At 71.1% G+C, this 9,272-nt stretch carries 10 protein-coding genes; 2 read left to right on the plus strand and 8 right to left on the minus strand.

The features are described from left to right. Positions 1 to 333: 333 nt before the first annotated feature. A complete protein-coding gene (gene dapD, locus RWX45_RS09245; protein WP_316023441.1) occupies positions 334 to 1,326 on the minus strand; it encodes a 2,3,4,5-tetrahydropyridine-2,6-dicarboxylate N-succinyltransferase in 993 nt (330 codons plus the stop codon). A gap of 83 nt (positions 1,327 to 1,409) precedes the next feature. On the opposite strand from dapD, the gene RWX45_RS09250 reads away from it, so the two are divergent. Beyond that, entirely contained in the window at positions 1,410 to 2,159 is a 750-nt protein-coding gene (locus RWX45_RS09250; protein ID WP_316023442.1) for a histidine phosphatase family protein, read from the plus strand. Then, positions 2,156 to 3,025, plus strand: coding sequence for a hypothetical protein (locus RWX45_RS09255; protein ID WP_316023443.1), 870 nt, complete (start codon positions 2,156 to 2,158; stop codon positions 3,023 to 3,025). The genes RWX45_RS09250 and RWX45_RS09255 overlap by 4 nt, the downstream gene beginning before the upstream one ends. Positions 3,026 to 3,062: 37 nt before the next feature. Here the strand turns inward: RWX45_RS09255 and RWX45_RS09260 are convergent, their stop codons facing one another. From RWX45_RS09260 to RWX45_RS09290, 7 genes are all read right to left on the minus strand, one after another. Further along, positions 3,063 to 4,730: a hypothetical protein gene (locus RWX45_RS09260; protein ID WP_316023444.1), complete on the minus strand. Its 1,668-nt coding sequence runs from the start codon at positions 4,728 to 4,730 to the stop codon at positions 3,063 to 3,065. Continuing rightward, positions 4,727 to 5,434 carry an ABC transporter ATP-binding protein gene (locus RWX45_RS09265; RefSeq protein ID WP_316023450.1) on the minus strand — a complete coding sequence of 236 codons (708 nt, stop codon included), beginning with the start codon at positions 5,432 to 5,434 and terminating at the stop codon, positions 4,727 to 4,729. Before RWX45_RS09265 ends, RWX45_RS09260 begins: the two co-directional genes overlap by 4 nt. A 267-nt stretch (positions 5,435 to 5,701) precedes the next feature. Further along, positions 5,702 to 5,956, minus strand: coding sequence for a toxin (locus tag RWX45_RS09270; protein WP_316023445.1), 255 nt, complete (start codon positions 5,954 to 5,956; stop codon positions 5,702 to 5,704). Continuing rightward, positions 5,949 to 6,218 (minus strand): ribbon-helix-helix domain-containing protein, encoded by a 270-nt coding sequence (locus RWX45_RS09275; RefSeq protein WP_316023446.1) that lies wholly within the window; start codon positions 6,216 to 6,218, stop codon positions 5,949 to 5,951. Before RWX45_RS09275 ends, RWX45_RS09270 begins: the two co-directional genes overlap by 8 nt. 86 nt (positions 6,219 to 6,304) lie before the next feature. Further along, complete coding sequence (locus RWX45_RS09280; RefSeq protein ID WP_316023447.1) at positions 6,305 to 7,129, minus strand: response regulator transcription factor; 825 nt, start codon at positions 7,127 to 7,129, stop codon at positions 6,305 to 6,307. Beyond that, positions 7,126 to 8,604 carry a sensor histidine kinase gene (locus RWX45_RS09285; RefSeq protein ID WP_316023448.1) on the minus strand — a complete coding sequence of 493 codons (1,479 nt, stop codon included), beginning with the start codon at positions 8,602 to 8,604 and terminating at the stop codon, positions 7,126 to 7,128. The genes RWX45_RS09280 and RWX45_RS09285 overlap by 4 nt, the downstream gene beginning before the upstream one ends. Beyond that, positions 8,601 to 9,059: a PLD nuclease N-terminal domain-containing protein gene (locus RWX45_RS09290; RefSeq protein WP_316023449.1), complete on the minus strand. Its 459-nt coding sequence runs from the start codon at positions 9,057 to 9,059 to the stop codon at positions 8,601 to 8,603. The genes RWX45_RS09285 and RWX45_RS09290 overlap by 4 nt, the downstream gene beginning before the upstream one ends. Positions 9,060 to 9,272: the final 213 nt, after the last annotated feature.

The following is a 9,272-nucleotide window of genomic DNA, read 5'->3' on the forward strand; positions in this document are numbered from 1 at the left end:
CGAGGGACCTTGCCCGGGCGTGTCGGACCGTACCGTGCCACCACCAACCTTGCCTGAGCACCCGCACACAACCACGGCAGCGCCCACCATGGCGCCCGCCCTGCACCCTGCGGCGTCTACTACGCCACTTCACCGTCTACTACGCCCCTTCGGGGTCTGCTGAACGCCTCGGAGGCCTTCAGTAGACGGTGAAGTGGCGTACCCAACGGTTAACTGGCGTACTAGGCGGCGAAGTGGCGTTCCATAGACCGCAGCGGCGACCTGCGTGCCCGGGTTGCGTCCTGCACCTCTACACACCCCGGGAGCGCACATGAGGCGGACGGGGCCCGCGGGCTACTGGGGGCTGGTGATCGGTCGCATCCCCGGGGGCAGCTCGATGCCCTTGCCGCCGCGGGACAGCGCCTCGACCGCGCCAGACTGCGAGTTACGGCGGAACAGCACGTTCGAGGCTCCGGCCAGTTCGCTGGCGGACACTACCCGTGGCTCCTTGAACAGGCCGTGCGATCCGGGGACCACACCGCCCTGCGGCATGAGCGACACCCGCGTGCCGGCGGTGACGTACAGGCCCGCTTCCACCACGCAGTCGTTTCCGAGGGGAATCCCCAGGCCGGAGTTGGCACCGAGCAGACAGCGCTCGCCCAGGGCCACACGCTGACCGCTGGCGCCTGAGATCGTGCCCATGGTCGAGGCGCCACCACCAATATCGGAGCCGTCACCGACAACAACCCCCTGGGCGATGCGTCCCTCCACCATGGAGCGTCCGAGCGTGCCGGCGTTGTAGTTGACGAAGGCGGAGTGCATGACCGTGGTGCCTTCCGACAGGTAGGCGCCCAGGCGCACGTTGGCGGCGTCGCCAATGCGCACCCCCGAGGGCAGCACGTAGTCGGTCATGCGCGGGAACTTGTCCACGGACAGCACCTGGACGGGGCGCCCCAGCGAGGCTTGCAGGCGGATGCGCGTGGACTCGAAGCCGGCGACGGCGCAGGGGCCCGCCGACGTCCACACCACGTTGGGTAGACGGGAGAAGATGCCGTCCAGGTTGATCGTGTTGGGACGTACCAAACGGTGGGAGAGCATGTGCAGGCGCAGGTAAGCGCCGGCGACGGTCTGAGGGGCGTCGTCGAGGTCCGCCGAGGTGCGTACCACCGTGGTGTGGACGCCGCGGGCCGGGTCGCGGCGCTCCATGGAGCTCAGCGTGGCCAGCAGGTCGGCGTCGCCGTCCTCCGGGGCTTCGCCCAAAATCGGCTTGGGATACCAGACGTCGAGGGTGTTGCCGTCGTCGGTCACGGTGGCCAGGCCGAGGCCCCAGGCGTTGCGAGTCGTCATGGACGCACCATACGGGACGGCGGCGCTCGCGGCAGCATCCCAGCACATCGCCATTCGGGATCGGAGCGTGCGAGAATCGCGCCATGGCGCGTACGACCATTCACCTCATGCGGCACGGCGAGGTTGATAACCCCGAGGGCGTGCTCTACGGGCGCCTGCCCGGATACCACCTGTCCGAGCTCGGTCGGCAGATGGCCGACCAGGTCGCCGACGTCCTGTCCGCCTCCGGTCACGACATCGCCGCCGTCATCACCTCGCCCCTGGAACGCGCGCGCGAGTCGGGCGCCCCGACCGCGGCCGCCTTCGGGCTCGTCCCCACCTGCGACCCACGCCTCATCGAGGCCGATAACCACTTCGAGGGCGTGCCCATCAACCGCGACCGGACGATCCTGGCTCGCCCCGAGCACTGGCGCTACTACGTAAACCCGCTGCGCCCGAGCTGGGGAGAGCCGTACACCCAGCTTGTGGAACGCATGAGCGCCGCGGTTCGCGCCGCCATTGCGCATGCGGAGGGCCATGAGGCGCTGCTCGTGTCCCATCAGCTGCCGGTATGGGCGCTACGCCTATGGCTGGAGGGCCGCCCGCTCGCACACGACCCGCGGCGTCGCCAGTGCGCCCTGGCGTCGCTGACCTCGCTCACCTTCGACGGGCGCACACTGGTCGGCCTGTCGTACTGGGAACCGGCCGGCGACCTGCTGCGCCGCGCCGAGGACATGGTGCCGGGAACCTCTGCCGCCGCCGAGAACGTTGGTTCCGGTGACGGCGTCGGGCACGCCGTCGGACAATTCAAGGATCCCGACGCGCCCGCACACCGCGCCTCCGAGGACGCATGACCGCCACCCCTCTGCCTCCGGAGCCCGCCCGTCCCGACGACGTAGCCCCGACCGATCCGGAACCGTCCGCCTCCCCGGGGGCCGACGACGCGGCAGCCACGAGCCCGGGTGCGAGTGCTGCCGGCGCGGGTGAGCTGGCCCCGGCCCGGGGCGTCGACGTCGTCCCGGCCGCCCCGCCCCGTCCGGTCCCGCAGCGGCCCTGGACCGGCCAGGACTTCGTGTGGTGGAACACCGCCGGGGTGCTGACGGCCCTGCGCGCCGGGCGCCGCCCCAACCCGGTCTCCCCGGTGGTGGACCCGATCCGGCGCGCCTTCGCCGCCGACGAGGTCATGCTCGCCACCTGCGACGCCGAGATGCTCGTGTGGCGGCGCGGGGACGCCACCTACAACCCCTCACGCGGCTTCTTCCTCGCCGGCGGGCCGGTGGGACTGGCACTGACCGCCGCCTTCTTCGGTGGGCAGGCCTACCTCAACTCCCGGCGCAAGCGGGCTGCCGAGGCCGACGCCGTCGAGAAGTGGCGCCACCTCGCCTACGCCCGGCTCACGGTCTCCACCCACGGCATCTACCTGGGCACCGGGGAGGGCGTCATGTCGATCGCCTTCGCCGATGTGCAGGAGGTGCAGCTGACCGGGGTGGGCGAGGTGGTCATGGCGGCCGCCAACGCTTCGGGGTCGGCGCGCTGGAAGCTGCGCGGGCAGTGGGCCGAACTGGTCCTGGTCATGTGGGCGTGCCGCTACATGCCGACCCACCCCCAGCTGGTGGGGCGCACCTGGCTGCCGGCCGACTGGTTCGTCCACGCCGCCGCCTGGGGCTACGCCGTCGACACCTCCAACTGGCCCCGCTTCCAGCCGCAGGTTCTGGGCTGACGCGTCCTCGCCGGGATCGGGGGCCGACGACGGCGCATTAGTCGTGGTGACGAGTGGCCACGGCGCGGCCCCGGGCGGCGCTGACGACGAAAGCCATGAGCCCGATGGCCAGGCTCGCCGCCGCCACCAGCGGCCAGCGCTGCGGGTAGGTGCCGACGACCTGAGTCCAGCCCCACGGGGCGAAGCGCCACAGCGGCGTCGCCACCAGCGCCTCGTTGCCGTCGATGATCAGGCCCACGAGGAACAGTCCCACGCCCACACTGATCGTCACCGCCGTCCCGGCCAGCTGCGCCAGGGTGTGTGCGAGCGCGGCGAGCATGAAGGCGACGAAGGGCGCCACCATGAATACGTACACGGGTGCGGTCAGCGCCCCGAGGCGGGGGTCGGTCTGCGCCAGCGGGGCACCCCAGCATGCCACCGTCCATGCAGGAATGAGCACGGCTGCCAGCAGCACGAGGGCCCAGGTTAGGCTGGCGGCGGTCAGCACACCCGGGCGGGCCCGCAGCACCAGTGTGCGCCAGGCGTCGGACTGTGCGCGCCAGGCGGTCGCCCCGGCCACGTAGGCGGCTATCGGGATGCCCGCGAGGGTGAAGAGGGGCAGCGAGTAGGAGGTGGAGTAGATGGCGCGAGTGAGCACCAGCAGCCCCAGCAGTACGACGGCGAGGACTGTCCACACCCGCCAGGGCAGGCCGAGCGCAATCGCGCGGAATGTGTTGCGCGGTCCAGGCAGCATCACCGGCGCGGGACGGTGCGTCGGGACGGCCTGGTCCGCCCGGTCGGCCGGCGTCGCGGGCAGAACCGGCCCGGCCTGGTGCGCCGGGGCGGTGAGGTCATCCGCCTGGGGCACGGGGGTTGGCCGCGTTAGGAGGCGGCTGAGCCATCCGGAACGGATGAGGTGTGCGCGCCGCGTTCCGAGCAGCACGACGCCGACGCCCGCCAGGCACAGCAGGGCACTGCCCAGTACGCTCGGCGCCACTGGGTAGTCCCATACTGGCGAGCCCGTCTCCAGGGCGACGCCGTTACCGTGCACTTCCAGCAGCGGCAGAGTCGGGCGGATCGCCCAGGTCCAGGGGCGCATCCACCAGGTCGGGGTCTCCGCCTGGACCGCTCCCGCGGCCGACCACACCAGTGCGAACGCCGGAGCCAGCCCGACGGCGGCGCCGCCGAGCCATTGGCCCAGCGCCAGCCCCCAGACGCTCGCCCCGGTCACGGCCACCCACATCGCCAGGACAAACAGTAGGTACTGCTGCCAGGGGCCAAATCCGGCGCCCCGCACGAGCGCGTCGACGACGACGGGCGCCAGCAGGAGCAGCTGTGAGACCAGCGCCGAGGCGGCCAGGACGACGACGCGAGCCACCGCAGTCAGCGTTGGGCTGGTTGCGCGCCAGGCGGTTCCTCCGGCGCGGTGGCGTCGCTCGCGCCACGCCAGCATCGCCCCGGTCAGCGCCCCCATGGGCAGGGCGAAGGCTGCGGGGTAGGGGTTCAACCAGGGCAGCACGCCGTCGTTCCATCCGGACGCCGTGTGGGAGGCGTGGGCCACCATGAGGGCGTGGAGGGTGAATACGACCACGGCGACGGGCACGCCCCAGGTGGCGGTGCGGTGGTTGCGCCACAACTCGGCCATCAGCACGGCCCGGGCGCCGGGAACGGGGGAGGACGTCGCGTCCGGGGCGGAGCTGCGCGCCGGCGCCTTGCGGGTGCTCATCGGTGTGCCTCCCCGCGGTACTGGGATCCGGCGACGGCGGCCAGGAAGGCCTCCTCCAGGTCATGGCCCGCGGCGGCGAAGTCGGCCAGCGGCCCCTCATAGACCATGTGCCCGCCCGCGAGGACTCCGATGTCGTCGCAGGTGCGCGCCATCTCGCCCAGCACGTGGCTGGAGACCACAACGGTGCGGCCCTGCGCCGCCAGCTCTCTCAGCAGATCGCGCAACCAGATAATGCCCTGTGGGTCTAGCCCGTTCTGGGGCTCGTCCAGGATGAGCACCGCCGGGTCGCCCAGCAGCGCCATCGCCAGCGCCAGGCGCACCTTCATGCCGGTGGAGAATCTGCCGGTGCGCTTGCGCCCGGCCTGCTCCAGGCCGACGTGCTCCAGCAGCGGATCGATGACCTCGGTGGAGGTTCCGGTGAGCAGACAGTGGATGTGCAGGTTCCGGCGCGCGGACAGCTGCGGGTAGAAGGCCGGGCCGTTGATGCTGGCCCCCACCTGCGTGAGGCTGCGCCGGTCCAGGGGACGACCCAGTATGTCGATGGTCCCGGAGGCGGGACGCAGCAGTCCGAGCGCGGTGTTGAAGGCGGTCGACTTGCCGGCGCCGTTGAGCCCCAGCAGGCCGTAAACCCGGCCCGGGCGGGCGGTGAGCGACAGGTCGGTGAGGACGCGCTGCCGGCCGTAGCTGACGTTCACATTCCGCAGGGCCAAGCCGGGCGGGAGCGCAGCGAGGTCGCGTGCGGCTGGCGACTGGTGCGCTGCTGCGTCGGGAGCCGACGACGGGCCGAGGCACTCCCCGGTCCGCTGCGGGTCCACGGCGGACGCTGACGGCCAGGTGGTCGGCGATGCTGATGATCTTTGACTCATGGGTCCCAGCCTCCGCCGACGTGTTTGCCGGCGGATCCCCACTAGGGATACGGCCGGGCCCGCATCATCGTCGCGCGTCTCCCCCTTGAGGGGGAGGGAAGACTGTCAGAGGTCCGTGAGGTACTGGTTGCGTGCCTTCATCGCATGAATGACCAGTTCGTAGCCGTCGTCGAAGATCAGAGACACGATCTCGAGCAGCCGCCCTGCCGGGTCGACACCGATCATGAGCCAGCGCCGCGGGTCGGTCTCGTCGTCCAGGGGACGGGAGTTAAGCACGTGCTCGACGGCGTGTAGTACGGCGGCATCATCCAGGCGGTCGCGCTGGTAATGCTTGCGCGCGGACTCGTGCAACTCACGCAAGGTGTGCCCATTCGCGCACGGCTGCGCGGATTGCGTCCGAGCGCGTGGCCAGACCTTCCTCGTTAGCCCGTTTGGTCAGCGCGGCGATCGTCTCCTGGTCCAGTCGCACGGGCACCACTGTGCCCGGCCCCTCGCCCACGGGCGGGCGGCCCCGACGCGGAGCGGGCAGGGTGGTGAGATCGTAGCCGGCCTCGGCCTCATCGGCCCAAGCCTGGATCTGCTCCTCGCTCACCGGCTTGCCGTGCAGAAGGTGCTCGCTCATGGCGATATCGTATACGAAATTGGCTGTCCGCTCAAGGTCGCATCACAATGTTGATGCACGGGCTGGAAGGCCTGTGGTGCCGACTCTCAGCGCCCGGGCTGCACCAGGCCGGTGGTGAAAGCGTGGATGACGAGCTCGACCCGGTTGCGGCAGCCGGTGCGCCCTAGCACGGCCTTGACATGCGTTTTCACCGTTGATTCGGCGACATACAGCCGGGCGGCGATCTCCGCGTTGGACAGCCCCCGACATACCAGATCCAGCACCTCGCGCTCGCGCTGGGTCAGCCTCTCGCCGGGCAGCAACCCGGTGGCGGCTGCGGCGGCTCCGCCGTCGCGCGGGGGAGTACCGACAGGCGCCGACGACGTGACGGTGACCTGATTGGTGCCGGCCTCGGATGCGGGTCGTTCGGGCTCGGGCACAGCGACTCCGACGGCGTCGGGCCGACCCTCCAGGGCTTGGAGCACATAGGGGGTGATGACCGGATCCAGCCAGGCATGCCCGGCGGCGACGGCGCGAACCGCGGTGAGTAGATCCGCTGAGCCGGAATCCTTGAGAGCGAATCCAGAAGCACCGGCGCGCAGCGCCCCCATGACCAGGTCCTCCTCCTGGAAGGTGGTGAGCATGAGCACCCGCGGGGGTCGTTCCCGCGCGTCGCTGCCAAGGCCCGGGTCGGCCAGCAGCTGGCGCGTAGCGGCAATACCGTCGAGCACCGGCATGCGAATGTCCATGAGCACCACGTCGGCGGCCTCGCCGCGCGCATGCGCCTGCCGCAGCGCCTTCAGCGCCTCGTCGCCGTTGTGCGCGGTGGCGACCACGGTCATGTCGGGCTGGGCATCCAGCAAGGAGCGGAAAGCGGCGACGAGCAGTTGCTGGTCGTCGACGACGGCAATGCGCAAGGGCGAATCAGTCATTGCCCCCTCCTGTTGTACGGGTCGGGCTCATGAGCATCCCGCGCGTCAACGCCGGTAGCTGCGGGAGCGACGTCGTTGACGGGGAAGACGGCGGTGAGCCGGAAGCACGGCCGACCGTCGCCGTCGTCGGGGCCGGCCTCCAGGGTGCCGCCGACCAGGCGCAGACGCTCGGCCAGGCCCACCAGACCGTATCCGGGCCGGGACGACGCGACCTGCGGGATGCGACCGGATGCGGTCGGGGACAACATGCCCGGCAGCGGGTTGGTGACGCGGGCCGTGCAGAGGCCGCCGCCTACCTCGACCGCCACGGTGACCGGACCGCCACCATGCTTGGTGGCGTTGGTCAGGGCTTCGGTGACCACCCGGTTGAGAGTGAGCCGCTGAAGCACCGACCAGGAGCGGTTCCAGGCGGCGAGCGCGTCGGCGTCGGGCAGGTGAGCGTCCACCTCCAGGCCGGTGGCGCGCGAGCGCGCCACCACCGTCGGCAGCTCGGTCAGGTCCGCCAGCGGTTCCGGGCTGGAATCCGCTGCCGAGTCGCGCAGCAGCGCCACCAGCTCACGTGTGGAGGCGAGCGAGGCGTCGGCGGCGTCGCGCACCGAGACCAGAGCCGTGCGGGCGGCCTCCGGGGTGCCGATGGCCAGCCCCGTGTCCGCTTGCACCCTGACGACCGTGAGCCCATGCCCGACGAGGTCGTGCAGTTCCCGCGAGATGGCCAAACGCTCGGCGGACACCGCCCGGGTTGAGGCCAGCAGCGCCGCCTCGGCAACGGCTCGGTCGAGCGTCTCCGCACGGGCGCGCAACCGCAACGCTCGCAGGTAGACGCCGGTGACGACCAGCACGCAGGCCAGGGTGAAGGCCAACGGGGGACCGGTGACGACACCCGCGGTGCGGGGGTTGAGCGAGTACAGCAGCACCGGGTTGAGGATGCTGCCCACGAGCGCCGCCAGCAGTCCCGCCATGCCCCAGCCGCGCTTGGGGACCCAACGGGTCAGCGCATGCAGCGTCGTCGGCACCGCCACGATGATCGGCGAGAGTCCCAGATTGACCGGCGAGAGGCGCAGCAGCACAACGTACGCCACCATGGCCAGGTAGACGACCACGCCCGAGACCACCGCAGCGCGGTGCCGGAAGGGCTGAGCGGCGGTCACCACCAGGGCGATCAGCACGTTGGCGAGGTAGACCGGGTGAGCACCCCACGTGAAGATGAAGGTGGACTCCACCAACGTCACCAGTGCGAACAGCCCCGTGAGCGTCGCGTCGACCAGGGGAAGCTGCCAGCGTGCCGGGCCGACCAGGCGGCAATGTCGGTGCCAGTCCAAGGCGGTCGGGGCCGGCATCCCCGTCATGTCTGTGCCGGCGCCGGGGACAAGCGTCGCGGCCGGTGCTGCGGGGTCCGGCTCCACTGCGGCGGCCGGCTCCGCTGCGGCGGCAGGCTCCGCAGCGACTGGCTTTGTACCGGCGTCGGCGCCCGTCACGACTCCGGGGAATCGTCGGAGGGGATGCCCGGACCGCCCGCGCCGCCGTGGGCGTTCGGGTCGTCGCCCGGATCCGCGTGGTTGCCGTGATCGTCGCGGCCGGCGGAGTCCGAGGTGCCGTCCTTGCGCTGCCGACGGATATCCCGCTCCAGACGGGCGAGGAACTCGGGGTCGTCGTCGGGGGCGACCGGGCGGGGCCGCTCCGCCAGGTGCAGGCGGACGCTCTCCTGAGAGGACCACACGGTCCGCTCAATCTCCCCACCGTGCTCCTCGGCGGCGCGAACCCGCGAGGTGATGATCCACGCGATCGGCCCCACCCCGATCATGACCAGGATGAGGAGGATCCACATGGGCTTGGGCAGGTGCGCAGGCATGTTCTCCGACGGAGTGCGCACGCAGTCGATGAGGGCATACAGGGCCAGCGCCAGTACGAGGATGTAGGGGACGGCACGCACGTATCTACCCTAACCGTTCTTGTTGGTGTGGCGGTGGCCGGAACTCGTGCCACCCTGGTGATTGTGTCCACCACAACCACGCCCGGCCGCCCGTTGTTCCTTGTGCGTGGCGGGCTGCGGCCCGACGACGTCGCCGCTCTGGCCGCAGTCCTGCGCGAGCGGCTCGAGACACGTGACAGTGCGGGTGACCCGCTGCCCCTTATCGTCCCTATC

The sequence above is a fragment of the Actinomyces sp. MRS3W genome (assembly GCF_032465695.1).
Classification (GTDB): domain Bacteria; phylum Actinomycetota; class Actinomycetes; order Actinomycetales; family Actinomycetaceae; genus Actinomyces.